This window comes from Brevibacillus halotolerans, assembly GCF_026891775.1.
Lineage (GTDB): Bacteria > Bacillota > Bacilli > Brevibacillales > Brevibacillaceae > Brevibacillus_B > Brevibacillus_B halotolerans.
In genome coordinates this window covers 306,265-331,893 of sequence record NZ_JAPTNK010000002.1, presented here as the reverse complement: position 1 = coordinate 331,893, position 25,629 = coordinate 306,265, and the positions used below count along the sequence as shown (strand labels likewise).

The 25,629-nt window shown below is 42.8% G+C and carries 21 protein-coding genes and 1 pseudogene; all 22 read right to left on the bottom strand.

Annotation, left to right across the window (positions count from 1 at the left end; translation table 11 throughout):
- Nucleotides 1–101: 101 nt before the first annotated feature.
- The 22 genes and pseudogenes from O0550_RS04495 to O0550_RS04390 all read right to left on the bottom strand — a co-directional run bounded on the left by O0550_RS04495 (nt 102) and on the right by O0550_RS04390 (nt 25,605).
- The gene (locus tag O0550_RS04495; protein ID WP_003336972.1) at nt 102–380 is read right to left on the bottom strand and encodes a YlmC/YmxH family sporulation protein; all 279 of its coding nucleotides are present in this window, start codon (nt 378–380) and stop codon (nt 102–104) included.
- A gap of 171 nt (nt 381–551) precedes the next feature.
- On the bottom strand, nt 552–1,004 hold the full coding sequence (gene dut, locus O0550_RS04490) for a dUTP diphosphatase (protein WP_258419367.1): 453 nt from the start codon (nt 1,002–1,004) through the stop codon (nt 552–554).
- Between the two features lie 15 nt (nt 1,005–1,019).
- Entirely contained in the window at nt 1,020–2,276 is a 1,257-nt protein-coding gene (locus O0550_RS04485) for a M16 family metallopeptidase (RefSeq protein WP_003336970.1), read from the bottom strand.
- A 170-nt stretch (nt 2,277–2,446) separates the two neighbouring features.
- A complete protein-coding gene (locus O0550_RS04480; RefSeq protein ID WP_003341332.1) occupies nt 2,447–3,427 on the bottom strand; it encodes a polysaccharide deacetylase family protein in 981 nt (326 codons plus the stop codon).
- A 150-nt stretch (nt 3,428–3,577) separates the two neighbouring features.
- Nucleotides 3,578–5,698 carry a polyribonucleotide nucleotidyltransferase gene (locus O0550_RS04475; protein ID WP_096886163.1) on the bottom strand — a complete coding sequence of 707 codons (2,121 nt, stop codon included), beginning with the start codon at nt 5,696–5,698 and terminating at the stop codon, nt 3,578–3,580.
- 142 nt (nt 5,699–5,840) lie between these two features.
- Entirely contained in the window at nt 5,841–6,110 is a 270-nt protein-coding gene (rpsO, locus tag O0550_RS04470) for a 30S ribosomal protein S15 (protein WP_003336966.1), read from the bottom strand.
- 151 nt (nt 6,111–6,261) lie between these two features.
- Nucleotides 6,262–7,242, bottom strand: coding sequence for a bifunctional riboflavin kinase/FAD synthetase (locus tag O0550_RS04465; protein ID WP_396125667.1), 981 nt, complete (start codon nt 7,240–7,242; stop codon nt 6,262–6,264).
- A complete protein-coding gene (gene truB, locus O0550_RS04460) occupies nt 7,211–8,143 on the bottom strand; it encodes a tRNA pseudouridine(55) synthase TruB (protein WP_003341337.1) in 933 nt (310 codons plus the stop codon). Before truB ends, O0550_RS04465 begins: the two co-directional genes overlap by 32 nt.
- On the bottom strand, nt 8,136–9,134 hold the full coding sequence (locus O0550_RS04455; protein WP_096886160.1) for a DHH family phosphoesterase: 999 nt from the start codon (nt 9,132–9,134) through the stop codon (nt 8,136–8,138). The genes truB and O0550_RS04455 overlap by 8 nt, the downstream gene beginning before the upstream one ends.
- Before the next feature lies 1 nt (nt 9,135).
- Nucleotides 9,136–9,492, bottom strand: coding sequence for a 30S ribosome-binding factor RbfA (gene rbfA / locus O0550_RS04450; RefSeq protein ID WP_003341340.1), 357 nt, complete (start codon nt 9,490–9,492; stop codon nt 9,136–9,138).
- A gap of 35 nt (nt 9,493–9,527) precedes the next feature.
- Nucleotides 9,528–9,809 carry a DUF503 domain-containing protein gene (locus O0550_RS04445; protein WP_003336961.1) on the bottom strand — a complete coding sequence of 94 codons (282 nt, stop codon included), beginning with the start codon at nt 9,807–9,809 and terminating at the stop codon, nt 9,528–9,530.
- Entirely contained in the window at nt 9,809–12,223 is a 2,415-nt protein-coding gene (infB, locus tag O0550_RS04440; RefSeq protein ID WP_003341342.1) for a translation initiation factor IF-2, read from the bottom strand. The genes O0550_RS04445 and infB overlap by 1 nt, the downstream gene beginning before the upstream one ends.
- 14 nt (nt 12,224–12,237) lie before the next feature.
- Nucleotides 12,238–12,546: a YlxQ family RNA-binding protein gene (locus O0550_RS04435; RefSeq protein ID WP_022584414.1), complete on the bottom strand. Its 309-nt coding sequence runs from the start codon at nt 12,544–12,546 to the stop codon at nt 12,238–12,240.
- The gene (gene rnpM / locus O0550_RS04430; protein ID WP_003341347.1) at nt 12,543–12,833 is read right to left on the bottom strand and encodes an RNase P modulator RnpM; all 291 of its coding nucleotides are present in this window, start codon (nt 12,831–12,833) and stop codon (nt 12,543–12,545) included. The genes O0550_RS04435 and rnpM overlap by 4 nt, the downstream gene beginning before the upstream one ends.
- A complete protein-coding gene (nusA, locus tag O0550_RS04425) occupies nt 12,830–13,924 on the bottom strand; it encodes a transcription termination factor NusA (RefSeq protein ID WP_003336958.1) in 1,095 nt (364 codons plus the stop codon). The genes rnpM and nusA overlap by 4 nt, the downstream gene beginning before the upstream one ends.
- Nucleotides 13,925–13,946: 22 nt before the next feature.
- Nucleotides 13,947–14,405 carry a ribosome maturation factor RimP gene (gene rimP / locus O0550_RS04420; RefSeq protein ID WP_003336956.1) on the bottom strand — a complete coding sequence of 153 codons (459 nt, stop codon included), beginning with the start codon at nt 14,403–14,405 and terminating at the stop codon, nt 13,947–13,949.
- A gap of 292 nt (nt 14,406–14,697) precedes the next feature.
- A pseudogene (locus O0550_RS04415) lies at nt 14,698–15,532 on the bottom strand (multidrug resistance efflux transporter family protein).
- 182 nt (nt 15,533–15,714) lie between these two features.
- On the bottom strand, nt 15,715–20,031 hold the full coding sequence (locus O0550_RS04410) for a PolC-type DNA polymerase III (protein WP_258425683.1): 4,317 nt from the start codon (nt 20,029–20,031) through the stop codon (nt 15,715–15,717).
- A gap of 163 nt (nt 20,032–20,194) precedes the next feature.
- Nucleotides 20,195–21,910 (bottom strand): proline--tRNA ligase, encoded by a 1,716-nt coding sequence (locus tag O0550_RS04405; protein WP_258425682.1) that lies wholly within the window; start codon nt 21,908–21,910, stop codon nt 20,195–20,197.
- A 32-nt stretch (nt 21,911–21,942) separates the two neighbouring features.
- Nucleotides 21,943–23,007 (bottom strand): flavodoxin-dependent (E)-4-hydroxy-3-methylbut-2-enyl-diphosphate synthase, encoded by a 1,065-nt coding sequence (gene ispG, locus O0550_RS04400; protein ID WP_003336952.1) that lies wholly within the window; start codon nt 23,005–23,007, stop codon nt 21,943–21,945.
- A gap of 41 nt (nt 23,008–23,048) precedes the next feature.
- Complete coding sequence (gene rseP, locus O0550_RS04395) at nt 23,049–24,308, bottom strand: RIP metalloprotease RseP (RefSeq protein WP_181748020.1); 1,260 nt, start codon at nt 24,306–24,308, stop codon at nt 23,049–23,051.
- 145 nt (nt 24,309–24,453) lie between these two features.
- Nucleotides 24,454–25,605: a 1-deoxy-D-xylulose-5-phosphate reductoisomerase gene (locus tag O0550_RS04390; RefSeq protein ID WP_258425681.1), complete on the bottom strand. Its 1,152-nt coding sequence runs from the start codon at nt 25,603–25,605 to the stop codon at nt 24,454–24,456.
- Between the last annotated feature and the right edge of the window lie 24 nt (nt 25,606–25,629).

Here is a 25,629-nt window from a genome sequence, read left to right as displayed (position 1 = left end):
AGTCCCATGGAAAATGTAAAATAGTTGACGGACCGTTTTTTGTTCACGGTCGATGTATATGTCGTGCACTGCGGTAATCTACCGTCATCCTATTCGAACACCTAACGTTTCGTTACTGAAGTTTCCTGTGGGAAATGGTTTTGGGTAGGTTGTAACTGTACAATTATCATATCCGGACCAATTTGTACAATAGACCTCCAAGGAATCATCGTATCAGCTTTTTTCTTCCCTATCCCAAAAAAAGAAGGATTGGAAATGACAATAGAAGCAATTTCGCCTGTTATTGGATTAATTTCCATATCCGATTGTGCTATCACTCCGCGTTTTTCTCCATAATCAACATCTACAATCTCTTTACCGCTAAACTCGCTTAGTCGCATTTTACTTCCTCCTTTGTTTGTCCACTCACAGCAGAATATACGAAAAAGCTAATCAGTTTATACGTAAGATTGTCGTAAAGGGTATTTTTTAAAATAATTCGTATAAGATCAAATAATAAAAAGGCTTCCCACTAAGCCTAATGACTTAGGAGAAGCCTTTCTACCCAACAGTTATTTACCTGTAGAACCGAATCCACCTGCACCACGTTCTGTTTTTTCCAACTCGTCAACAATCTCTAACCGTGCTTGCATCACTGGCATAAAGAGAAGCTGGGCAACACGGTCCCCTTTTTTGACCACAAATGGTTCAGTCGTGTCTAGGTTCTGCAACAGCACTTGAATCTCACCTGTATAATCGCTATCAATTACTCCAACAGCATTCGTTAGTGATATTCCGTATTTAAAAGCGTTGCCGCTACGTGGGAACACTAGACCTACCATACCTGCGTCAGGCATTTGCACAGCAATCCCTGTAGGAATCTTGGCGCGTTCCCCAGGAGCAATCGTGATGTCTTGTTCAATACATGCTGATAGATCAAGTCCCGCAGAGCCTGATGTCGCATAATGCGGTAAAGGAATATCGGTTCCAATCATTGGAGACATTTTTTTTATGTTTACAAACACACAAGACACCTCTTTTTACGTTAAGAATACATTTGCATCAACATTTTCCGGGAATGCTTCCAATGGACTCACCATTGCCATTGCCATTTTGGAGTGGAATAATTCTTTCGCTACTGCTAGAACAGATTCCTGACTTACACGATCTACCTTCGCAATAATTTCATCTAATGTAAGGTGTCGGCCATGTAACAGCTCATTTTTACCCAAGCGATTCATGCGGCTGCTAGTGCTTTCTAAGCTTAGCATCAAACTACCCTTAAGCTGCTCTTTTCCTTTGTTTAATTCTTTTTCTGTAATTCCATTTGCGCGAACATCATGTAGAACATTAGACACGATATCAAATACTTTACCTACATGCTCTGGTGCTGTTCCCGTATAAATATTGAATGTACCAGATTCTTTATAGGAAGAGTGATAAGAATAAACAGAGTATGCTAAACCGCGTTCTTCACGAATTTCTTGAAACAGTCGAGAACTCATGCTGCCACCCAAAATATTATTTAAAATAATTAAGGAATAAACATTGTCATGGCCCACAGCATAACCAGGCATAGACAGGCATAAATGAGCCTGCTCGGTCTGCTTTTGATGTACAATGCTTTGACCTGTAAAGGTTGGTGTAGCGATATCCATTGTTTTTCCTGCACGCTGGTACGTCGAAAATAATGATTGCACCAATGTGATTAACTCATCGTCAAAGTTACCTGCTACTGTAATTACCGTGTTCTCTGGTAAGTAGCGTTGTTCGATATATGTCAACAAATCCTCGCGTTTCATGCCTTTGAGTACATCTTCTTTTCCCAGTATCGTGTACCCTAGCGAATGATCGGCATAGGAAGCACGTGCAATCAGATCATGCACCAAATCATCTGGTGTATCCTCATACATACTGATTTCTTCTAGGACTACGTTCTTCTCTTTCTCTAGCTCCTCTGCATCAAACACAGAGTTGAAGTACATATCAGATAAAATATTGAGAGCAAGCGGTGCGTGACGATCAAGTACACGCGCATAATAGCAAGTGTATTCTTTGGATGTAAAGGCGTTTACATTCCCACCAATTTCATCAAACGCTTCCGCTATTTCTTTCGCACTGCGAGTTGTAGTACCTTTAAAAAACATGTGCTCCAAGAAATGTGAAATTCCGTTATTTTGCTCATTCTCATATTTTGAACCCGTTCCTACCCAAATTCCTAAAGCAACGGATCGAACACTAGCTATTTTTTCGGTAACAATCCGGACACCATTTGCACACGTATATGTTTGAATCAAATCTGATCCCCCTCTATCAATCTGCTATCTCTGGCTTATGCCACACAGGGAAGCGATCATAAAGTCGCTTCCCTGTTGTACATGTTACTGATAAGCGTTTCGCTTTCAATAGAAAATAACATGTCTTACTATAGCAAAAAATAGCGTCCGGTACAATATTCCATAAGCTTCTACGGCAATCGACGACTAGAGATTACCTCGGAAACCGTCGTTGGTTTCAATCCTTTTTTCTCAGCTAGTGTCAGCATTTGATCTAGTCCTTTAGATGAGGAATCAGTTGGGTGCATTAGTATGAGCACCCCTTTATCTAACTTCTTGCGAATGCGCTCTACCATCGTTCCTACCGGCGGATTTTTCCAATCAATTGTATCCGCTGTCCAGAGAATGGTCTTCATCTGATAATCCTGATGAGCAATTTCTACCACCCGTTGATTAAACGAACCAGACGGCGGAGCAAATAGAGAGGGCTTTAAACCGATTGTCTTAGAAATAATATCTTGTGTTTTGCTAATCTCTTGGCGAATACGCGCTTCTCCCAGCTTGCTCATATCTGGATGGGAATAGGCATGATTTCCTATTTCATGACCTCTATCATAAATTTTCTTTGCTAGCTCAGGATTTCGTTTGACCCAAGATCCGTCTAGAAAAAAGGTGGTTTTTACTTTATGCCGATCCAATGTAGCAAGAATTTTATCCAGGTATTCATTGCCCCAGGCTACATTTATCATGAAGCACACTGCCTCTTTTTTGGGATTCCCTCTATAAATGGGATGAGCCCCTAGCTGTTCTACCTGTACCTTTGGCATCTGTTCTTTATAGACAATTGAACTTTCATCCTGCTTTCCTGTTTTCTTCATTTGAGCAATTGTTGCGTTAACATCAATCACTCGTCCGTTATATCCCGGAATCGCTTTCCAAACAGGATCAAGATATGCATCTTGTGGTGCTTCCTCGCGTTCCTTTTGCCACTGCTCTATCTTTTCTTTAAATGGCTCCTCAATGGTAATCTGACCTTGTACAGGGGTAACGCCAACTTTTAGTTGTGTAACATATGTGTTAATCGGAGATGAGGTTACTAATCCAAACAATAACGCTCCACAAACAGTTGCTACCGCCATATATTTTCTTGTCTTTTTAGAATGCTGTTTCACGGTTTCATCACCTTTGCTTTTATCTATCGAGTTCTTACTCTTATTCTCTATCCTCTTTGTCCAATCTATGTAGAGAAAATGCTCGATAGAAGCAAAAAAAGCTTGCACCCACATAGTTTCCCATGATCGGCAAAGCTTTTTGGCTATTTATTATTCAGTTTCTTGTGGTGCAGCCTGCGCTTGTTCTTTCAAAACAGCTTTTCGAGAAATATTTACGCGGCCTTGGTCATCAATCTCGGTCACTTTCACCAAGATTTTATCCCCGACAGAAACTACATCTTCCGTTTTAGCGACGCGTTCTTCCGCTAGTTGTGAAATGTGGCAAAGTCCTTCTTTACCTGCAAACAACTCGATAAAAGCACCGTATTTTTCAACACGTTTCACAGTTCCCAAGTAAGTTTGACCCACTTCTACTTCGCGTACCAAATCCTCGATGATTTGTTTTGCACGTAGGTTCGCATCTGCATCCGTAGAGGCAATAAAGATACGACCATCTTGCTCAATATCAATTTTAACGCCTGTCTCTTCGATGATCTTATTGATAACGCGACCTTGTGGCCCAATCACATCACGAATTTTTTCTGGGTTAATTGACATTGTCATGATCTTAGGTGCATAAGGAGACAAGTGATCGCGCGGAGCATTGATTGTAGCCAGCATGCTTTTCAGAATATGCATTCTGCCTTCCTTCGCTTGCGTCAATGCTTGCTCTAGGATTTCACGATTGATACCTTCAATCTTGATATCCATTTGAAGAGCTGTAACCCCTTCAGCGGTACCTGCTACCTTAAAGTCCATATCTCCCAAGTGGTCTTCCATACCTTGGATGTCTGTTAGGATGGAGAAATGTTCACCATCTGTATCCATGATCAAGCCCATTGCGATACCAGCAACTGGTGCTTTAATTGGTACCCCTGCATCCATCAAAGCAAGAACACTACCACAGATAGACGCTTGAGAAGTAGAACCATTCGATTCAATTACCTCTGATACCAGGCGAATTGTGTAAGGGAATTCTACTTCACTAGGGATGATTGGTTCAATTGCTCTTTCACCCAATGCACCGTGACCGATTTCACGACGACCTGGAGGACGAAGTGGACGTGCTTCCCCTACGCTGTAAGGAGGGAAATTATAATGATGCATGAAGCGTTTTGTTTCTTCAAGACCAAGTCCATCCAAAATTTGTACATCACCAAGTGCTCCTAATGTACAAACGCTCAATGCTTGTGTTTGACCGCGAGTAAATAAACCTGAACCGTGTGTTCTTGGTAAAATCCCCACTTCGCTCGACAATGGACGAATTTCAGTTAGTGCACGACCGTCTGGGCGAATTTTTTCATGGGTAATGAGACGACGAACTTCTTCTTTCACCATGTCGTAGAGAATTTCGCTAATTTCTCCCTCGCGCTCTGGATACACCTCAGCAAAATGTACTTGTGTCTCTTCTTTAACAGCATCGATCGCTTCTGCACGGGCATGCTTCTCTTCAACACGGACTGCTTCACGTATTTTAGCATCAGCAAAAGCACGCACAGCCTGGTCAACTTCCTCGTCTACACTATGCAAGACGACTTCCATTTTTTGCTTACCAATTTCAGCTACGATGTCATTTTGGAAAGCAACAATTTTCTTGATGTGATCGTGACCATACATGATCGCTTCTAGCATGATTTCTTCCGGTACTTCTTTTGCACCAGCCTCTACCATGTTAATAGCGTCCATCGTACCTGCCACCACTAGATGGATATCACTTTTTTCTTGCTCAGCAATCGTAGGGTTGATAATAAATTTACCGTCAATACGGCCTACAATAACACCAGCAATCGGACCATTAAATGGGATTTCAGATGTACTCAATGCAGCAGAAGTACCAATCATTGCTGCGATTTCGGTTGAACAATCCTGATCAACGGAAAGAACTGTATTTACTACTTGTACATCATTGCGGAAGCCTTCCAAGAATAGAGGGCGAATTGGACGGTCAATTAATCGGCTCGCCAAAATAGCTCTCTCGCTTGGGCGACCTTCTCGCTTAATAAATCCACCTGGAATTTTACCTACTGCATATAAGCGCTCTTCATAGTTTACCGTTAATGGAAAGAAATCCAAGTCTTTTGGTTCTTTCGAAACGGTAACCGCAGATAGAATGGTGGTATCTCCGTAACGCACTAAGACCGAACCTTGTGCCTGTTTTGCAACTTTGCCAAACTCAAGCGTAAGTTTTCGGCCTGCTAAATCAAAGTCAAAAGTACGATATTGTTGCTCCATTCTTTTAGCAGTCCTCCTTAATTAGACCATTGTCTAACATGATTCTTTTCTATCTCTATGTATTATTTCCTGCTATGGCAGAAATAAAATAGATATGATAATAGAAAAAGCGGGAATTCACCCGCTTTTTCAGACGTGCCGATTAACGGCGAAGACCAAGTTTGTCAACCAATGTACGATAACGAGCAACGTCGCTGTCTCTTAGGTAACCTAAAAGGTTACGGCGTTGACCTACCATTTTCAATAGACCACGACGGCTGTGGTGATCTTTCTTATGAGTGCGTAGGTGTTCGTTAAGATTGTTGATGTTTTCCGTAAGAATTGCGATTTGAACCTCAGGAGATCCAGTATCGTTATCATGTGTACGGAATTCATTGATCAATTGAGTTTTACGCTCTTGAGTAAGTGCCATTCGTACTCACCTCCATTAATTTTCCCACTAGCTGAGCATGCCGTCGGTGAGAATCGGACAGCCAAGCTAAAGGGGCGTTCTATTTAGAACAGTACAGATTATAGCATACTTTTTTTCATAAAGTAAAGGAAATCATTCACTTCGTTAGCATTCAAGCCAACTTAGCAAATTTATCTTTAGCAAAATTCACGTCTTGCTGGATTTGGGCGACAAGAGCATCCACGCCAGAAAATTTAATTTCATCGCGGATCATGAAGAGTAATTCTACTTCTACATTTTTTCCATAAATCTCATCTTTAAACCCTATGATATGAACTTCCAGCGATTTTTCACGCTTCTCCAGCTCAAAAGTCGGCTTAATTCCAATATTCATCACACCGTCATAGTTTTGACCATCAACGGTAATTCGAACGCCGTATACACCATTTTTCCCGATTAAATAAGGCTCGTCCACCCCGACATTTGCCGTAGGAAACCCGATGGTTCGACCGCGCTTGTCTCCGTGAATCACTGTTCCCTTTACCTTATAAGGGCGTCCTAACAGATGACGTACTTGCTCTACTTCTCCCTGGTGCAGATATTCCCGAATAATGGTACTACTTACCTTTTCGCCTAAACGATTTACTGGACCAATGATATCTACAGTATATCGATCCTTGCTTAGTTCTAATAGCGTCTGAGTGGTCCCCATTCCCCGATAAGCAAACGTATTGTCAAAACCAACCACAATATGCTTGACCTGAAGCGGCAAAATCACTTCTTCTACAAAATCCTCAGGATAAATAGAGGAGAAGGCAATATCAAATTGCATGACAAAGACGATGTCTACTCCCATTTTTTCGAATTGCTCCAGCTTATCATCCAACGGGGTGATATATTGAGAATAACCACTTCTGCCTAGAACTTCACGTGGATGTGGGTCAAAGGTCAAGACACCACTTTTTATTCCATGTGCCTGGGCATGATCAATCGCTCGCTGGATGACGCGACGATGCCCGATATGAACACCATCGAAGTATCCCATGGCGACCGCGCATGGTTGTAATTCGATCTCAGATGAAAGCGGATAGGATAGTCGTATTATGTTCAAAGTCCCCACCTCATGTGCGAAAAACTTTTTCTGGTTTGGCATATAGACCTCGGTGGCTCTTATATACCTTATGAATGCCAAGTAATTGACCATTACTATACAAACAAATGAGCTTCCCTTCCTCAATCTGACAACCTGGCAAGCCTGTTTCCAATCCGTTTAGAACAGCCTTAGCTCGATCCGCTGTAATTTCATAGCGAGGCAAATAAGATAAGGCTTCTCCAATTGGAATCACAAGTTCCTCAATGCTCTTAGAGCCCTGCTCCTTGTTCATGCTGGCTTCCAATTCCTCAAACGTATGGGCATGCTGCATTGTAAATGGTCCGCTTTTGACACGAACTAACTTGGCCATATGCGCAGGATACCCCAGTTTTTGTCCAAGGTCAACACATAACGTACGCATATACGTCCCTTTGGAGCAAAGACAATAAAACGACACATCTACATAGTCTGCGTTAGATTCAATGTGATGGAGCTGTAATTCATAAATAGTAACCTCGCGAGCCTTTCGCTCAATCGTAATTCCTTCACGGGCTAAATCATACAGACGCTGTCCATTTACCTTAATAGCAGAGTACATAGGAGGGGTTTGTTCGATTACGCCAAGCATTTCCTTCATTGCTTCTTCAACCCGTTCTCTAGTAATGGTCGCAGCATCCACCTTAGCTGTCTCCACTACCTCCCCAGAGGCATCCTCGGTTGTCGTGGTTGAACCAATACGCATAACAACCTCATAAGCCTTTGGAAGTTCCTGTAAGTACTCCACAATTCGTGTCGCATTATTTATGCATATAGGTAACACACCTGTCACATCAGGGTCTAGTGTTCCCGTATGCCCCACTTTTTTCGTTTGAAAGATGCGACGAATTTTGGCAACACAATCATGTGAAGTCATTCCTGCTGGTTTATGTAAAACGAGAACTCCATGCTGCTGCTCATTCATTTCTTTCCACTCCAAGCACTTGATCTACCAATGTCAAAACAGACTTCTTGGCTTCTTCCAAAGTTACATCCTTCATCGTGCAACCTGCTGCGCGGGCATGTCCACCGCCGCCGATATTCTTAGCTATCTGAGCTACATCTACCTTCGCACGTGAACGCAGGCTAATTTTGATAATGCCTTCTTCTACCTCGGTGAATAATATTCCAACCTCGACGCCTTCAATATTACGCCCGTAATTTACAATGCCACCTGTATCATCATTGGTTGAATGGGTTTCTAAAAAATCCTGTTTTGATATTTGCATAGTGGCCACGAGTCCCTCGTTAGTCAGTTCCAGAGATGCTAAAGCACGTTTTAGAACCTGTACATGCTTTAATGTAATGCTCTCTAGACAACGTTCTGCGATCTCGGCTGAAGAAACTCCATATGTAAGTAGATGGGAGGCGATTTCCATCACGTGCGGTGTCGTATTGGAATATCGGAAACCACCTGTATCCGTAAGTAATCCTGTATAGATACATGTAGCAATTTCTTTTGTTAATGAAAAGGAGGAAGCAACACACCAATCATACATAATCTCTGCCGTTGCAGCAGCATGAGGCAGGAGAATGTTATACATACCAAACGCATCATTGGTAGGATGATGGTCAATATTTAGAATTTGTGCATCTGGAGCAAACAAATGAGTTACTTCTCCCATCCGACTGCTATCTGCCGCGTCTACAGCGATAACGCAGGCGAATTTCTCATCCACAGTTTGTTCCGATAGATTGATGATGTGGTTGGAGCGCGGTAAAAAGGAGAACATATCAGGTGTAGACCCTTGGTTTACAATCACATAGCTTTTCCCCATCTGTTCTAACAACAAAGCCATAGCCAGTGCAGAGCCTGTCGTATCACCATCAGGATTAACGTGGGAAATAATTAAGAAACGCTCGTTTTCACGAACAAAACGAGCGGCATCTAAGAAAACAGTTTGGTCGATATTCATCCTATTTCTCTCCTTCATTTGGGGAGATTTCACGCAAAAGGTTATCGATTTTATTTCCGTAATCAATGGAAGCATCCAGTTTGAATAGAAGCTCAGGCACATGTCTTAATTTGATACGACGGCCCACTTCTGTGCGTAGAAAGCCTTTTGCTTTTTGCAAGCCTTTCAGCGATTCTTCACGTTTGCTCTCATCTCCGAAAACGCTAATATACACTTTTGCTTGTTGAAGGTCACTAGTTACTTCCACATCTGTTACTGTTACAAAACCGATGCGTGGATCTTTCATTTCACGTTGCAACAGAATGCTCAATTCTTTTTTGATCTCTTCACTTACGCGACTCATTCGGGTTTTATTCATGCTCATTTTGTTCACCTCCGAACGTAAATCGTACCTTAGTCGTAGTATTCCGTATCCGCACGAATTAACTCTACGTCGGAAAATGTTTCTACAAACCGCACGATGGTGGTAATTTCCTTTTGCAAAAAGGAGTATTCATTGGCAACGGCAGCTACCTCAAGTAAGGTACGCTGCCATTGCTCGTGAAAATCTATTTCAGCAATTGATACATTGTACTTATTTCGAATTTGACTCATGACGCTTTTAATAATCGAACGTTTTTCCTTAAGAGAACTCGTATAGGGCATAAACAATTCTAACTGCGTCACGGCTACCATTAGGCTTTAACTTCAACCATAATGAAGGCTTCGATAATGTCGCCCTCTTTAATATCCGTAAAACGTTCTAGAGTAACACCGCACTCGTAGTTCGTCGCCACTTCTTTCACATCGTCCTTGAAACGTTTTAGCGTATCTAATTTACCTTCGTAAATAACTACGCCATCACGAATCAATCGCGCACCTGCGTCACGGCTCAGTTTACCTTCCGTAACATAGCAACCTGCAATTGTACCCACTTTAGATACTTTGAAGATCTGACGCGCTTCCGCTTGACCAATGATCTCCTCTTTATATACAGGATCAAGCATCCCTTTCAATGCGGATTCAATCTCTTCAATTACAGTGTAGATAACGCGGTGTAGGCGGATATCAATTTGCTCCTGCTCAGCCATACTGCGAGCATTCGGTTCAGGACGTACGTTGAAACCAATGATAATTGCGTTAGAAGCATTTGCTAAAGTAACATCAGACTCTGTAATCGCACCAGCGCCTGTGTGAATAACCTTCACGCGAGTACCATTCACTTCAATTTTCTCTAAAGAACCTCGAAGAGCTTCTACAGAACCTTGAACGTCTGCTTTAATAATTAGGTTTAATTCTTTAATATCGCCTTCTTGGATTTGAGTAAACAAGTCATCCAAGGAAACACGCGCACTTGCACGGCGCTCAGAATCACGCTGTTTAACTGCACGAGATTCACCAATGGAACGAGCTTTCTTTTCATCCTCGAATACCATGAATTGATCCCCAGCCTGAGGTACATCATTTAAACCGGTGATTTCAACTGGCATGGACGGTGGTGCTTCTTTCATGCGGCGACCTTTGTCGTTCACCATAGCACGAATACGACCGAAAGCAGAGCCTACAACGATTGGATCACCGACTCGGAGCGTACCATGCTGAACCAATACAGTTGCAACAGGACCGCGACCTTTGTCCAACTCAGCCTCAACAACCGTACCGCGAGCACGTTTATCAGGATTAGCCTTTAATTCTTGTACTTCAGAAACCAATAGAATGTATTCTAAAAGTTCTTCAATACCTGTACGCTGTTTTGCGGATAGCGGGCAGAAAATCGTATCGCCGCCCCACTCTTCCGATACTAATTCGAATTGCATTAATTCTTGTTTTACACGATCTAGATCAGCAGCTGGTTTATCAATTTTGTTGACAGCAACGATAATCGGCACATTTGCCGCTTTCGCATGGCTGATTGCTTCGATTGTTTGTGGTTTCACACCATCATCAGCAGCTACAACAAGAATAGTGATATCCGTAACTTGAGCACCACGAGCACGCATTGTAGTAAACGCTGCATGACCAGGTGTATCCAGGAAGGTAATTTTCTTGCCTTTAATTTCAACTTGGTAAGCACCGATATGCTGTGTAATACCACCAGCTTCTCCTGCAACAACATTTGTAGAGCGAATCGCATCTAGCAACGTTGTTTTACCGTGGTCAACGTGACCCATGATGGTAACAACTGGAGGACGTTCACTTAGATCTTCTTCTGCATCCACTTCAGCAATTGTTTCGAAGTTTGTTTCATCAATGACGATTTTTTCTTCTACTTCTACACCGTAGTCAGCACAAATTAATTCGATGGTATCTCGATCTAGATCCTGATTGATCGTAGCCATGATACCTAAAGCGAATAGTTTTTTAATAATTTCTGCTGGCTCTCTTCTTAGCTTTTTACCCAATTCGTTTGCAGTAAGTGACTCTGTAAACGTAATTTTGCTAGGTAATTCTAACACAGGCCGTTGTACAGGGGCTCCACCGTGACGTCCATTTGAACGTTTTTGGTTTTTATTAAACTGCGGTCCTTTTCTGTTATCTTCAAAGGTTTTTTTAGTTTGTGGAGCCTTCTTAATTTTTTCGCGTTTTTCCATTCCAACTTTTGCTGGAATTTTCGCTTTGTCTGCTAGCGTTTCTTCCTTACGTTCTGCCTCAACATTGGTCGTTTGATCTTTTACTTCATTTTGCTTTGCATCTTGTTTTTTGTTTTGACTCATAGTATTTGCTCTTCGCTCCTGATTCTTCCCCTGATTTTGGTTTTGCGTTCCTCTACTCTTTGTTTGAGCTGAGGTGTTACCAGCAGCATGTGCAATTTGCGGTTTTTGACCGTCTTGTTTGGGGGATTTTTCCGATTGGGATGTGGCTCGCGCCTCGCTGCTCGTTATGGTTTGTGGCTTATCTTGCTTTGGTTGTTGCACTTGTTTTGCTTGGGTGTTACCACTGGAAGCATTCGCTCGTAAATTTGCTAAATGCTGTTCCAATTTTTGTACCGTTTCTTCGTCCATAATACTCATGTGATTGCTGACATCTATATTGATTCTCTTCAAGAGAGTAACAATTTCTTTACTGCTCATGTTATGTTTCTTTGCGTATTCATATACGCGTGTCTTCATGTAATCACCCCTTGTTATGGATTAGGTGTGAGAAGGTTCTCCATGCTCTTCGCCATCTTTGTATCTGTGATGGCGACCGAGACTCGAGCTTCTTTACCAATCGCACTTCCAAGTTCGTACCTGGTCGAAAGCGAATAACAAGGCACCTTATAATACAGGCATTTGTCGGACACTTTCTTGGTCGTGTTAGCTGATGCATCTGTAGCCAGAAGGACAAGCTTTGCCTGTCCGTTACGAACCCCATTGATCACGAGACCTTCACCCGTTACTACTTTGCCTGCACGCATGGCCAACCCTAGCAATTGCGCTACTTTTTGATTCATTTCCCCATCATCTCCAGCCATTTCTCGCGGAAGTTCTCGTATTGTTCCTGTGAAATGCTGGTGTTTAGCGCACGCTCCAAAACTTTTTTCCATTTTCCAGCAGTGAAAGTATCTGGTGTGCGGCAACTCTCTTTTTGACAAACATAAGTGCCGCGTCCGGACGCCCTTCCGCTCGGATCAATCAAAATTTGTTCATCCGGCGTTCGAACGACGCGGAGCAATTCCTTCTTCGGGTACATTTCCTGACAAACGATGCATTTACGTAATGGAACTTTTTTTACTTTCATTCCATACCCACATCGCTAGCGTCTTCATCGGAAGGCTTAGGATAGGAAATCCCCTCTTGTTCAGCTTGACTTTCACTCTTAATGTCTATTTTCCATCCAGTAAGTTTGGCTGCCAGGCGTGCATTTTGTCCACGTTTTCCAATAGCTAGCGACAATTGATAATCAGGTACGATTACGCGCGTCATTTTCTCTTCTTCGTTCACTTCAACGTGAACTACTTTAGACGGACTTAACGCGTTAGCTACGTACTCGGCCGGGTCCTCAGACCAGCGAACGATGTCAATTTTTTCGCCCTTTAGTTCGTTTACGATCGTTTGTACGCGTAGACCTTTAGGACCTACACAGGCACCCACTGGATCGACTTCTTCATTTGTGGAGTGAACCGCAATTTTAGAGCGATCTCCAGCTTCTCTCGCGACTGATTTAATTTCAACGACACCGTCATAAATTTCAGGTACTTCCAATTCAAATAGACGTTTTAATAGTCCTGGGTGCGTACGGGAAATGACGATTTGGGGACCCTTTGTCGTTTTCTCTACTTTAATAATATATGCTTTGATTCGGTCTTGTGGTTTAAAATCATCTGTTGGCATTTTTTCAGTGAGAGGCATTACCGCTTCCACTTTCCCCAAGTCAACAAAATATGCGCGGGAATCTTGGCGTTGAACGATACCATTAACGATATCTTCTTCACGATCAATAAATTCATTATAAATAAGTCCGCGTTCTGCTTCACGAATGCGTTGCGTAACGACTTGCTTCGCCGTTTGAGCCGCAATGCGTCCAAAATCACGAGGCGTTACTTCAATTTCAACGATGTCATCAATGCGGAAGTTAGGATCGATTTCATTAGCAGCCTCCAAAGAAATCTCCAAACGAGCATCTAACACATCTTCTACAACATTTTTACGTGCAAACACGCGAACTTGACCTGAATGGCGGTTTACATCAACACGAACGTTTTGTGCGGAGTTAAAGTTGCGCTTGTAACCAGAGATCAGCGCTGCTTCAATCGCCTCAATCAAAACCTCTTTGTCAATCCCCTTTTCCTTTTCCAGATCATGCAGTGCTGTAATAAACTCTGCATTCATTGTACTAATGTCCTCCCCTCAATTAAAAGACGATAGCCAATCGGGCTTCGCTTATTTGATCCATTTTAATTGTATATTTGTTTTTTTGTTCAGAAATCGTTAACGTATCACCGTCAAACGCTTCTAGTGTACCTTCAAACAACGTGTGACCGTCCACCGCTTCTTTGGTGGTGATATGTACGTGTTTGCCTACAGCCTTGTGATAATCTTTTTCTTTACGTAAGGGACGCTCCGCTCCAGGCGAAGAAACCTCTAAGAAATATGCGGTTGGAATCGGGTCCAATTCGTCCAGCTTTGCGCCTAGTTTTTCACTAACGGTACCGCAATCTTCAATATCGATGTTGGACGAATCATTATCGATAAAGATACGCAAAAACCAGTTGCTACCTTCCTTCTTGTATTCGATATCCACCAGTTCCAATCCTGTTTCTTCAAGGATAGGAGTCAGTAGTTCCTCAACAATTTGCACTACCTTGCTCAAGCAAGTTCCTCCTTTAAGCAGATCCATACTGTTATAAATGTGTAACCGGCTACCAAAGTGGCACCGGGTGGTCACAAATCTAATTCTTTGCCACAAGAAGCTTTCTAGCTAGAAATCCTCTGTGGTCAAGAAGAAAGAGTGGGTTTCCCCACTCTCGTACGTGTATAACCAGTATTTCCAAAAAAATTATAGCATAATACCATGGCTCTTGACAACCACTGCCTCATTTGATCAGACTTTCCAAAAACATGCTGAATCCCTATTATACCAGTCATTGTAAAGCCCAGCTTACTCAATCTGATACATGAAAAGGGGGTGTTTCCTTTTCTTTCCGCCCCGATACCAGGCTATGTAAAATCATTCCCAGCATGATAAGCAGGAGCCCCGCTGAAGCCACTGGTGTAGGCAAGCTGGCAGATAACCACACGACCTCTCCTGCTGTAGCAAATAAGACTTCTATCGATTGTGTTGCTTCTACAGCCGCTAGGCGACGCATGTTGCCTTTCACCATTTCCGTAGCTCGGAAAAATAACACCGTTGCCCAAATTCCTGAGAAAATCGCAACGAGAGAGGTTTGGAATACCTGACTCTGACTTGGCGCCCCATCTACAACCAAAGCTGTTATCGATAACAGCATCCAAAACGGCGTACTGCAAATTGTCATATCAAGTACACGCTGATAGGTATCGACTCGCTCTGCATGAACACAATTCCAAGCAAAATGATACTTGACTTCCATAACCCCGGAAGCGAGATTTTCCCTCGCACTATTGTACGCCCTGTGAGCCTGTTTTCTGCTCAAAAAAGAAAGGAGCCAGAGATGATTGTAATCTGCCATGTTCCCGCTATTAACCATCCTGGACCATACGATTGAGCAAAACAAAAGGGGGCGTAAAACAGGCCAAAACCAACCGTGCTCTATACTATCCATTCTTTTGGGTGCTTTTTAATCTCTATCCATAGCATTCCCAGATTTCCTCGTAAAAACACAAGAAACAATAGTGGCGGTAGCATGAAAAAAAGCGAAGTGTTGCACTCCACATTCAACTGCCTCCAGCAAGCTCCATGGAACGATTCAATACAAAGGTAAAGGCAAAAAATATAATCCCAATCCAAATCGGTCGCATGCCGTACCACCTCTATTTCAAGCTTTCAGCTTACCTCACTCCACTATGAAAAATCACTTAGAAAACGGCAACCTAACAATCTCCTTCTACCCTACCAAAAATTAATCATAGTGATAGATGGATAGATCGTTAACGTTGCCATTCTCAACGTATGATCAGTAAACTGCACTATGCTTTAATCGTTAGAACAAGGACAATTGATTTGAATCGGGCATACCTTGGAGGGCTCCCTGCTCGTCTAGATATTCCAAAATTGTTTTGGAAATTTTGGAACGGCTAAGTAGGTCCTCTTTTGATAAAAATTCACCCTGTTCACGTGCTTCTACAATGCTGATTGCTGCGTTAGTTCCAAGCCCTGGAATCGCATTAAACGGTGCAATAAGCTTGTTTCCATCAATCAGGAACTTCTCAGCGTCTGAACGATATAGATCGACATTGGTAAAGCTAAAGCCTCGCTCTACCATTTCCAAGGCCATCTCTAATACAGTCAAAAGAGATTTTTCTTTTGGTTGGGCATCGTGACCTTTTTCCTCAATCTCTTCAATCCGTTGGCGAATAGCTGCCGATCCTTGTACCATTAACGGGATATCGAAGTCATCAGCACGAACTGTAAAATACGTAGCGTAAAACTCTAGCGGATGATGTACCTTACAATAAGCAATCCGAACCGCCATCATTACATAAGCAGTCGCATGCGCTTTCGGGAACATATACTTAATCCGTTGACAAGAGCCTATATACCATTCGGGTACATCATGCTTGCGCATTTCCTCTTGGTCTTCCTCGCTGACACCTTTTCCTTTACGCACTGATTCCATTATTTTAAAGGCTTGTGAAGGTTCCAATCCTTTATAGATCAGATATACCATGATATCGTCACGACAACCGATAACCTCAGACAGCTTACACGTCTGATTACGTATCAACTCCTGTGCATTGTTTAGCCACACATCGGTTCCGTGCGAGAGGCCAGAAATCTGTACCAATTCAGCAAAGGTGGTTGGTTTTGTATCTTCGAGCATCTGCCGAACGAATTTCGTACCGAACTCCGGTATTCCCAACGTCCCCATATTCGTACGAATTTGATCAGCCGTTACACCTAGCGCTTCTGTTGAACTAAAGATAGACATCGTTTTTGGATCGTCTAATGGGATTTGTTTCGGGTCTAATCCCGTCAAATCCTGAAGCATCCGGATAACGGTCGGATCGTCGTGACCCAGAATATCGAGCTTCAATAGATTGTCATGGATGGAATGGAAGTCGAAATGCGTTGTTCGCCATTCAGATTTAACATCATCAGCAGGGAATTGGATCGGACAAAAATCCTCCATATCCATATAATCAGGCAAAACAATAATTCCCCCTGGATGCTGTCCAGTCGTACGTTTAGCGCCCGTACAACCATTAACCAAGCGAGCAATCTCTGCTCCGCGAAGCATTAGCTTGCGCTCTTCCGCCCATTTACGAACATAGCCGTACGCTGTCTTTTCGGCAACTGTACCTATCGTTCCTGCACGAAAAACATTATCGATACCAAATAGGTCTTGTGTATATTTATGCGCCCTTGGCTGATAGTCACCTGAGAAATTTAAGTCAATATCGGGAACCTTATCTCCTTTAAATCCAAGGAAGGTTTCGAAAGGAATATCTTGGCCATCTTTCATATATCTAGTGCCGCATTTCTCGCAATCCTTGTCCTTTAAGTCGAATCCAGAACCAATGGAGCCGTCCATAATAAACTCGCTATGCTGACAGTTTGGGCAAACATAGTGAGGCGGCAGTGGATTAACCTCAGTGATATCGGACATAGTCGCTACAAAAGAAGAGCCTACTGATCCCCGTGACCCTACTAAATAGCCGTCGCTGAGTGATTTTGTCACCAATCTCTGTGAGATCAGATAAATAACACCGAATCCGTGTTTAATAATACTGGTCAGTTCTTTTTCTAGACGTTGTTCAACAATTTCTGGCAACGGATCGCCGTAGATGCGCTTCGCTTTGTTATAGCACATATCACGCAGCTCTTCATCTGCCCCTTCGATTACAGGGGTATACAAACGATCTGGGATCGGGCTAACATCTTCAATCATGTCAGCAATGGCATTTGTATTGTCTACTACAATTTCTTTAGCCTTCTGTTCACCCAAATAAGAGAATGCCTCTAGCATTTCCTCCGTAGTCATGAAATATAGTGGAGGTTGGTCGTTAGCATCCTGGTCTCCTTTTGATAGCAAGAATACTTCACGAAACGTATGATCTTGAGGGTGTAGAAAATGAACATCTCCTGTGGCCACAACAGGCCGTTCCAAGTGCTCAGCAATGCGTATCAGTGTTTCATGATATGTCTTTACAACGTCCGTGTTAGGGATCGTCTCGTTGCGCAATAGAGGTTTATAATGCTCCAAGGGCTGCAACTCAATATAATCATAGAATGTAGCAATTTCTTCTAATTCTTGTTCAGGTTTACCACGCAGAATGCCTTGGAATAGCTCCCCTTCTTTACAAGCCGTTCCAATTAACAAGCCTTCTCGATATTTTGTAATCTGGCTACGCATAATACGTGGTACGCGGAAGAATGTTTCCGTATGCGAGATAGACACCAGCTTATACAGATTTTTTAAGCCCTCTTTGTTTTTCACCAATATCGTAGCATGAAAAGGACGGGTACTCTTATAATCCGCTTGAGCGTTGCTGCGCTCATTTAGCTCAGAAAGTGTTTTGATCTCTGCTTCCTTCACGTCTTTTAACATGAGCTGGAAAACCTTTGCTAGTGCAACGGTGTCGTCCAACGCCCGGTGAGCATTGATTAGTTCAACATTAAAGCGTTTTGCAAGCGTTCCTAATCGATAATTGCGCATGCCTGGATACAGCATGCGTGCGAGCGGCAAAGTGTCTAAAAAAGAATTTGTCCACGGTTCCATTCCTACTCGAATGGCACACGCATTAATAAATGCTTGGTCAAATTCGGCGTTGTGGGCCACAAGAATCGAATCCCCAGCAAATTCTTTAAAACGGCGCAAGACAACGTCCAGCTTCTGTTTTCCCCGTAGCATTTCGTTTGTAATCCCCGTAATCTCCGTGGTTTTAGGACCAACCAAAATACCAGGATCAATTAATTCTGTCCATTCTTCAATGATTTCTGAGCCTATCATTTTTACAGCCGCGATTTCAATAATGGTATGTTCATTCGCATTTAAACCTGTTGTCTCTGTATCAAATACGACATAAGGGGTCTTGTCATCAATGGCGTAATTCGTTGCTCCACGATCTAGGTTATAGACAATATTAATACCATCTTCCACTACATAGGCTTCTAAACCTAGAATACATTTGACACCGTTCTTTTTCGCTACACTATAAGCCTCAGGGAATGACTGTACGACACCATGATCCGTTATCGTAACAGCTTTGTGTCCCCATTTAGCAGCTTGTGAAATGTAAGATTTAACAGAAACAACTCCGTCTAACATGCTCATAGGAGTGTGAGCGTGTAGTTCAACCCGTTTTTCCTCTGCTTGGTCCTTACGTCCTTGCTGTTCAATCTGGTTGATGTCATTTGCCATCATTACCAGCTCGCGCATAAAGGTATCATGCTGAACGCTACCGCGCGCTTTAATCCACATACCGTCCTTAATCGCTTCAAGTACTTTAACATCTTCCTTGTCACGGGAAAAGATTTTGACCGTTAACGAATCCGTGTAATCTGTCAGATGGAATGTTAGGATGTGACGCCCACTTTTTAATTCTCTAATTTCTACATTAAAGACTGTACCTTGTATCGTAATTCGTCTTTCTTCCTCTTGAATCTCACTGATAGGTACAGGCTCCTCCTTGATGTCATATCCAATGGTAACGGTGGTAATCGCTTCAGCTTCTTGTCCATTCTGGCGCTCTTTCTCTGCTTGAGCCTGCTGCGTCATGACATTTTTAACCAACGCTCGTTCTTCTTCTTTACGTTGCTCAATAAAGGCCTGCATAGCCTCGTCATTTTCTTCGGCTTGGAACAGAAAGCGCGGGCGTACCTGTGCAATCTTCCAAAATGCTTGGGTCAGTTGTTCATCTGCTTTTTTCGATTTCATAATATCTACTGCCATCTCAGTAGGTAACAATAGCTTTACTTGGTCCCCCGCTGTCTCCACTCGTCCTGTTTTCAGGGTACCTACCAATGTTTGCAAATGTGCATCTGGATCGCTGAGCAAGTAATCCCAGTATTCTTCCACCACAATATGTACGGGCGGCTGCAAGGAATAACGAAAAATCGCGTCAACCTTAGCTAAATGCGCAAAGGTTTGCTGTAATCGTTTCGTAAACGCACGATATATATCAACTGGCATCATTTTTTCAAATGTAAAATGAAATATCCATTCTTTGGTTTGTTTATATACTTCCAGCTTCTCAATATACCCCTCGGTAAAATAACGCTCAACCATCTCTTGGGGAACCTCTAATTGCTTGAGGAGCAGAGAAAATCTATGTTTTTGTTCTTTTAATAGATCCATTTTTTCTCACCTCTCGCTTTTCTCCTTCTCTACCTTACGACAAAATGCTAAGCAGAACCAACGGTAATATCTACATAGAAAAGGTACCCCTTGCGCTTCTGGGGTACCTTTTTCTTTTCTACAAAATTCAAAGCAAATCCTGCATTGCTTTTGATACCTAACTCTATAGGTTTGCTAGCTGTTCTTTTACATAAGGGACAAGCTCGCTCACAGCTACCACAGTAGCCTCACCTGTACGTCTAATGCGAACTTCAACTGTACCTGGTTCCAATTTATCAGAAACCGTGATTCGAAGCGGTAAACCAAGTAAGTCGGCATCCTTAAATTTCACACCAGCACGTTCTGTACGGTCATCGTACAATACTTCTACTCCCGCAGCTTCTAATGCGGCTGTAATCTCTTCACTCATTTCACGCTGTTGATCAGATTTGACATTGATTGGAATTACATGTGCATGATAAGGAGCAACTGACGTTGGCCAGATGATACCATTTTCGTCGTTGTTTTGTTCAATTACCGCAGCCAGCGTGCGAGATACGCCGATACCGTAGCATCCCATGATCATTGTTTGTTCACGGCCATTCTCGTCTAAGAATTTAGCACCGATTGGCTCTGAGTATTTTGTACCCAATTTAAATACGTGACCTACCTCTACACCGCGGGCAAAAGCGATTGGAGCTTGCGTACGTGGGCAAACGTCACCCTCCTGAATATTTCGCAGATCAGCAAAACGAGATACTTGATAATCCCTTCCATACTGTGCGTTCTTCAAGTGGTAATCTACTTCATTTGCCCCGATGATGGCACTAGCCACCTCTTGAACGTAATTGTCCGCTACTACCTCAATTTTTCTCTCACCAGCACCCACAGGACCAACAAAACCAACTGGAGCACCTAGCTTATCCGTGATTTCTGCTTCAGTCGCCATGCGTACATCAATTGCGTCAAACATATTTTTCAGCTTCACTTCGTTCAATTCATGATCACCACGAATCAAAACAAGTACAAACTGATCATCCACCATGAATGCTAAGCTTTTCACGATGTCTTTGCCTTCAACACCCAGACCCTCTTTTAGTTGCTCAATGGTTTTGATGTTTGGAGTGTGAATTTTTTCTAATGGAGCTACGTCTGCTTCTGGGGAAGTTGGTCCGTTATACAATACTTCCGCTTTCTCCAGATTAGCTGCATAATCGCCCTCTGTAGAATAAGCAATCGTATCCTCACCGATTTCACACAACGCCATAAATTCATACGTTCCCGTTCCACCAATAGAACCCGCATCTGCTTCTACCGCACGATAATTAAGTCCAACACGAGTGAAAATACGGTGATAAGCATGGAACATATCATTAAAGCTCTTATCCAAGCCCTCTTGAGTTGTATCAAAAGAATAAGCATCCTTCATCATAAATTCCCGACAACGAATGAGTCCAAAGCGCGGGCGTACCTCATCGCGGAATTTTGTTTGAATTTGATACAAGTTAATTGGCAGTTTTTTATAGGAGTTGATTTCACTAGCTACTAAAGTAGCTACAACCTCCTCATGAGTTGGCCCTAAAGCAAAACGACGATCATGACGATCACGTAAACGCATCAATTCAGGACCATAATGATCCCAGCGGCCGCTTTTCTCCCAAATTTCTGCCGGTTGAATCGTTGGCATTAAAATCTCTTGAGCACCTGCGTTATTCATTTCTTCACGCACGATGTTTTGAATTTTTTGGAGGACACGTAGAGCTATCGGCATAAATGTATAGATACCGGAAGCTAACTGTCTTGCAAGACCAGCACGCAACAACAGTTTATGACTGGCAATCTCTGCGTCTGCTGGTACCTCGCGTAAAGTAGGGATTAGTAATTGGCTTTGCCTTAACACACAAGTTCCTCCTTTGATCAAATCAACACGTTCTATTTCTCTTCCATGATTGTGTTGATTTCTTTCATTAACTCTTCAAAAAGTTCATCTTCTTTTACTTTACGGACGATTTCACCGTTGCGGAAGATTAGTCCCTCTCCATTACCGCCAGCTACACCCACATCAGCTTCGCGTGCTTCACCTGGTCCGTTAACTGCACATCCCATAACAGCTACCTTTAATGGTTTCTTCAACGTGCTAACTGCGTCCTCCACCTTCGTGGCCAATCCGATCAGATCAATGGCACAACGACCACAAGATGGACAAGCAATAACAACCGGATCGTTGTTCACGATATCTAGACTGCGCAAAATCTGTTTCGCTACCTTAATTTCTTCAACAGGATCGGCAGTGAGGGATACGCGAATTGTGTCACCGATCCCCATGGATAAAACCGTACCAATTCCTACGGCAGATTTAATGCTACCAGAGAATTGTGTACCTGCTTCTGTTACCCCTACATGTAACGGATAAGGACGACGTTCGGCCATTAACGAATACGTCTGAATCATGGTTGGAACATCTGAAGATTTTAGTGAGATCGTAATATTATCATAGTTCAGGTCTTCTAAAATCTCTACATGGTTCATAGCTGATTCCACGATCGCTTCCGGACTAGGGTATCCGTATTTGTCTATTAGACGTCTTTCTACTGAACCTGAATTTACACCAATACGAATAGGAACATTTCGTTCACGACAAGCATCCACTACTGCCTGGGTTCGTTTCCGATTTCCAATATTCCCTGGATTAATTCGAATTTTATCAATCCCGCTCTCCAATGCTGTAAGCGCTAATCGATAATCAAAATGGATATCAGCTACTAACGGCAATGGGGAGCGTTCCTTAATTTGCTTGATTGCTTTTGCAGCATCTTCATTAACAACCGCTAAACGAACGATTTGGCATCCAGCTTCATGCAATTGCTCTATCTGTTTGAGCGTAGCTTCTACATCACGCGTATCAGCGGTGGTCATAGATTGGATAACCACACTTTTTTGTCCTCCAATTTGGACTCCGCCTACAAATACCGGTTTGGTCTCCTCGCGCTTATACAAAGTAAGCACACTCCTTTATCTGTTTCTCTCTACATGTTGAATTACTGTAAAAAGAGACGTTGTATATCATTCCAAGTCACAACTAGAATTAACATCATCAATAAAGCAAAACCAACAAAGTGAACCATGCCTTCTTTGTTAGGATCAATTGGTTTACCGCGCAATGCCTCAATGGCAATGAACACCAAGCGTCCACCATCTAGGGCAGGAATTGGCAGCAAATTAAAAATACCAAGGTTAATACTCAAAAGAGCTGTCCATGTAAAGAGTGCCGCAAGACCATTTTGCGCAAATTGACTGGTCATTGTAAAGATCCCTGCTGGTCCACTTAAATCCTTTACACTTACATGTCCTGTAAAGAGCTGTGCAAGATTGGTGAAGATGGTTTTCGTCCAGAAGATTGTTTGGTCAACACCATGCGTCAGCGCTAATCCAATCTCTCTTTTGACACCGGCACCAACCATTATTTTACCTTGTTCATTTACCTGTACGGGTACGACCATGTCTTGCCCATCCCTGTTGATCTTCATTTCGATATTTTTATTAGGAGATGCATTAACCGCTCCTACAAACTGGTTCCAATCATTTATTGGTGTCCCATCGATGCTAATAATGCGATCTCCCTGTTTCAGCCCCGCCTGATAAGCAGGTCCATCCGGAATAACTTGGCCTAAAACAGCATCTTTTGACGGAGCTCCGAAGAATAAAGCCCCCATCACAAAGATAACAAAAGCTAAAATAAAGTTAGCAGCAGGACCAGCAAAAATAGCTAGGAAACGTTGCCATATGGTTTTCCCTTTAAATTGACGATTAAAAGGAGCGATCTGTACTTCCTTACCCTCAATCACTAGCATTGTCTTGGGATCAACAGCAAATGTCTTCATTTCTCCCTGTATATCCAAGGTCATGATCAAATCATGCTCCAGATCATAACGAACCACATTACCAATCGTTGCATGATTGGGGATATCTTTAGGAGTAACATAAATGTGAGAAATCTGCTTAGCTTGATTAAATAAAACCCCGACCTCCATATGAGGCTGTAATACTTCCATCTCAGGGTCTTCACCAGCCATTCGCACCATACCACCGATCGGTAACCAACGCAACGTGTATTCTGTTTCGCCCCTCTTAAAGCTAAACATTTTTGGTCCCATTCCAAGAGCGAACTCACGGCATAAAATACCTGCCCGTTTTGCTAACAAAAAATGGCCCATTTCATGGAAAAAGACCAACAATCCAAAAATAACTACAAAGGCGATTACCGATCCAAAACCAATCTGTACGGGAGGCATTTGCATAGATATAGCCACCTTTCCTTCTATTTCGTGATTGAGAAGCACTCACCCGTTCTATCGAAACAGGACCACTACTCTACTATATGTAGGTAAAGCGTCTAATCAGTACCCTGTCTCTGGCAAAGCTTTTCGCTTGTTTCTTTCCCTCTTATTTGCCCCAGTTGCGTGCAGCTTGTCGTGCCCATGCGTCAACTTCGTCAATCTCTTCTAAGGCAGGGTGCGAACTCGTGTTGTGCAAGGCACATACCTGATGAACAACCTCTTCAATTCCTACGATTGTGAGTTCATCCTGCAAAAACCGCGAAACGGCAACTTCATTGGCTGCATTTAGTACAGCGGGCAGTGTACCGCCAACCTTACCGCAATCGTACGCTAGTTTTAAGAGTGGATAGCGGGTGAAATCCATCTCTTTAAAATGAAGCGTTCCGCATTTCACGAGATCAAGGGTCTCAGTCGGCAACGGCCAGCGGCTTGGATAGGTAAGAGCGTACTGAATGGGAACCTTCATATCCGGTGTTCCCAATTGTGCTATCACGGCTTTATCTTTGTATTCTACCATAGAATGAATAATACTTTCATAGTGAAGAATTGTCTCTATCTGCTCATATGGCATTCCAAATAGCCAATGAGCCTCTAATACTTCAAATCCTTTATTCATCATTGTAGCTGAGTCAATCGTTATTTTGGCTCCCATGCTCCAATTTGGATGCCGCAAAGCATCTTCTCGCGTTACATGAGCTAACTCATCTCGAGACAAATGGCGAAGTGATCCTCCTGAAGCAGTAATAACGAGTTTGGAAACATCCTGTCGATTTTCCCCGTTTAGAGCCTGAAAAATGGCAGAATGCTCGCTGTCAACAGGAACAATTGTCGCCTGATGCCTTTGGGCAGCCTCCATGACCAGGTGTCCTGCACTTACCAGGGTTTCCTTATTCGCAAGCCCAATTGTTTTGCCACGTTCAATCGCAGCCAGGGTTGGTTTTACTCCTACACTGCCTACTACTGCTGACATAACAAATGATGCTTGTGGATGTGTTGCTACCTCAATCAAGCCCTCTAATCCATACACGATCTCTGTGGATAAAACTCCCGCAAGGCGTTTCGATAACTCTCGTGCAAGCTCTTCTGTCCCTACGGAAATAAGTTGCGGTTTCGCATATAAAGCTTGTTCTTCTAATAAGTCAATGTTAGTACCGGCTGCCATTGCAACGATGTTAAATTGATCGGGGTGCTGTTTCACTACTTCCATGGTACTTGTCCCGATCGAACCGGTAGAACCTAACAGCGATATATTTTTCACTCATCTCACCTCAAAACCCCTATT

Bases quoted from the DNA above. Each gene is read 5' to 3' on its own strand.
- O0550_RS04495 (WP_003336972.1), bottom strand. From the start codon at position 380: ATGCGACTAAGCGAGTTTAGCGGTAAAGAGATTGTAGATGTTGATTAT.
- O0550_RS04475 (WP_096886163.1), bottom strand. From the start codon at position 5,698: ATGGAGCAACAATATCGTACTTTTGACTTTGATTTAGCAGGCCGAAAA.
- rpsO (WP_003336966.1), bottom strand. From the start codon at position 6,110: ATGGCACTTACTCAAGAGCGTAAAACTCAATTGATCAATGAATTCCGT.
- O0550_RS04465 (WP_396125667.1), bottom strand. From the start codon at position 7,242: ATGCCAAACCAGAAAAAGTTTTTCGCACATGAGGTGGGGACTTTGAAC.
- truB (WP_003341337.1), bottom strand. From the start codon at position 8,143: ATGAATGAGCAGCAGCATGGAGTTCTCGTTTTACATAAACCAGCAGGA.
- O0550_RS04455 (WP_096886160.1), bottom strand. From the start codon at position 9,134: ATGAATATCGACCAAACTGTTTTCTTAGATGCCGCTCGTTTTGTTCGT.
- rbfA (WP_003341340.1), bottom strand. From the start codon at position 9,492: ATGAATAAAACCCGAATGAGTCGCGTAAGTGAAGAGATCAAAAAAGAA.
- O0550_RS04445 (WP_003336961.1), bottom strand. From the start codon at position 9,809: ATGGTAGCCGTGACGCAGTTAGAATTGTTTATGCCCTATACGAGTTCT.
- infB (WP_003341342.1), bottom strand. From the start codon at position 12,223: ATGAAGACACGCGTATATGAATACGCAAAGAAACATAACATGAGCAGT.
- O0550_RS04435 (WP_022584414.1), bottom strand. From the start codon at position 12,546: ATGAATCAAAAAGTAGCGCAATTGCTAGGGTTGGCCATGCGTGCAGGC.
- rnpM (WP_003341347.1), bottom strand. From the start codon at position 12,833: ATGAAAGTAAAAAAAGTTCCATTACGTAAATGCATCGTTTGTCAGGAA.
- nusA (WP_003336958.1), bottom strand. From the start codon at position 13,924: ATGAATGCAGAGTTTATTACAGCACTGCATGATCTGGAAAAGGAAAAG.
- O0550_RS04410 (WP_258425683.1), bottom strand. From the start codon at position 20,031: ATGGATCTATTAAAAGAACAAAAACATAGATTTTCTCTGCTCCTCAAG.
- rseP (WP_181748020.1), bottom strand. From the start codon at position 24,308: ATGCAAATGCCTCCCGTACAGATTGGTTTTGGATCGGTAATCGCCTTT.